Source organism: Streptomyces sp. PA03-6a (assembly GCF_033792765.1).
Lineage (GTDB): Bacteria > Actinomycetota > Actinomycetes > Streptomycetales > Streptomycetaceae > Actinacidiphila.
This window is the reverse complement of the sequence record NZ_JARAVK010000547.1, coordinates 1-1,639: the sequence shown is the minus strand read 5'-3', so window position 1 is coordinate 1,639 and position 1,639 is coordinate 1. Positions and strand designations below refer to the sequence as shown.

1 protein-coding gene and 1 pseudogene are annotated in these 1,639 nt (G+C 71.0%); both read left to right on the top strand.

The window, feature by feature from the left end; genetic code table 11:
• Window positions 1-254: pseudogene (locus PV350_RS46520) on the top strand (hypothetical protein); the annotation flags it as partial.
• 140 nt (window positions 255-394) lie between these two features.
• Complete coding sequence (locus tag PV350_RS46515; protein WP_500339297.1) at window positions 395-1,546, top strand: glycoside hydrolase family 64 protein; 1,152 nt, start codon at window positions 395-397, stop codon at window positions 1,544-1,546.
• Window positions 1,547-1,639: the final 93 nt, after the last annotated feature.

The window sequence follows — 1,639 nt, the reverse complement described above, 5'->3', positions numbered from 1 at the left end:
TCGCGGGCCGGCGGGACGCGGAGGACCACCTGCTCCACGACGGGCGGGAGTTGGTCGGCCACGGCGAACTCCGGCTCGACGCCGAGGAGGACGAGGTCGAACCGGCCCGCCTCATCGTCGCGCCCGCCGTCCGTCGCCGCGGCCGCGGCGACGGACGGCGTCCGGTCGCCGGGTTGGCCGCCCGGGCCCGGCTGACCGGCCTGGCCGAGGTCCTCCTGCGCGTCCACCCCGACAACTCCGACGGGATGGATTGACATGTTCGCCTCACGCATTGACTCTTGAGAGCGCTCTCAGCACCTTTTCGCCCCTCGTGGCGTCCCTCCGCCCCCACACAAGGAGGAAGCGCGTGCACATCCGACGCAAGCCCCTCGCGGCCCTGCCGGCCGCGCTGCTGATGACGGTCGGCCTCACCGTCCTCGGCACCACGTCCCCCCGCGCCGAGGCCGCCGTCCCCGCCACCATCCCGCTGACGGTCACCAACAACTCCGGCCGCAACGAGCCCGTGTACCTCTACGACCTGGGCACCGAGCTCGCCACCGGCCGCCAGGGCTGGGCCGACGCCAACGGCGCCTTCCACCCCTGGCCCGCCGGGGGCAACCCGCCGACCCCGGCGCCCGACGCCTCGATCGCCGGACCCGCCAACGGCAGGTCCGTCACCATCCGGCTCCCCAAGTTCTCGGGCCGGGTCTACTTCTCCTACGGCCGGAAGCTGGACTTCCGGCTGACCACCGGGGGCCTGGTGCAGCCCGCGGTGCAGAACCCGTCCGACCCCAACCGGGACATCCTCTTCAACTGGTCCGAGTACACGCTGAACGACTCCGGGCTGTGGATCAACAGCACGCAGGTGGACATGTTCTCCGCCCCGTACGCCGTCGGCCTCAAGCGCGCCGACGGCAGCAGCACCACCACCGGGCACCTCGTGCGGGGCGGCTGGAACGGCTTCTTCGCCGCCCTGCGGGGCCGGACGGGCGGCTGGGCGAACCTCGTCCAGACCCGCGCCGACGGCACCGTGCTCCGCGCCCTCTCTCCCGGCCACGGGATCGAGACGGGCGCGCTCCCGCGCACCGTGATGGACGACTACGTCAATCGCGTCTGGCAGAAGTACTCCACCGCGACGCTCACGGTGACCCCCTTCGGCGACCGGCCCGGTACGAAGTACTTCGGACGGGTCTCCGGCGGCGTCATGAACTTCACCGACACCTCCGGGACCGTCGTCACCTCGTTCCAGAAGCCCGACGCGGACAGCGTGTTCGGCTGCCACAAGCTGCTGGACGCACCGAACGACCTGGTGCGCGGCCCGATTTCGCGCACGCTGTGCGCCGGTTTCAACCGCACCACCCTGCTCACCAACCCCGCCCAGCCGGACACGAGCGCGGCCGGCTTCTACCAGGACTCCGTGACGAACCAGTACGCCCGGGAGATCCACGCGCGGATGGCCGACGGCAAGGCGTACGCCTTCGCCTTCGACGACGTGGGCAACCACGAGTCGCTGGTCAACGACGCCAACCCGCAACAGGCCTCCCTCACGCTGGACCCGCTGGACTAGGACTTGTCCGGCCGATCATGTGCGGAGCCAGATGACGAGGGCTGCTGCAGTGGCTGTGCCGAGGTAGACATAGCCGCGCTTGTCATAGCGAGT

Coding starts and splice junctions, on each gene's coding strand:
- PV350_RS46515 (WP_500339297.1), top strand. CDS start 395: ATGACGGTCGGCCTCACCGTCCTCGGCACCACGTCCCCCCGCGCCGAG.